This is a genomic window from Serratia sp. PL7 (genome assembly GCF_945957435.1).
The window spans coordinates 1-237 of record NZ_CAMFLB010000157.1; the positions used below are offsets into that span (position 1 = coordinate 1).

Sequence of the window (237 nt, forward strand, 5' to 3'; positions counted from 1 at the left end):
GCGAGTGGTAAATAAAGGTTTCTGCAAGTGACTGTATGGGGCTATAGCTCAGCTGGGAGAGCGCCTGCCTTGCACGCAGGAGGTCAGCGGTTCGATCCCGCTTAGCTCCACCATATCCATGCGGTCCTTGATAATACTTCAGAGTGTACTGGCAACAGTATGCTGCGAAGTATTTTGCTCTTTAACAATCTGGAACAAGCTGAAAATTGAAACATGACAGCTGAAACTTATCCCTCC

Annotated in this window: 1 tRNA gene; it reads left to right on the forward strand. The window is 48.1% G+C overall.

Going from position 1 to position 237, the window contains the following annotated elements:
• Positions 1-37 precede the first annotated feature (37 nt).
• Positions 38-113, forward strand: a tRNA-Ala gene (locus tag N6G83_RS54735).
• Positions 114-237 lie beyond the last annotated feature (124 nt).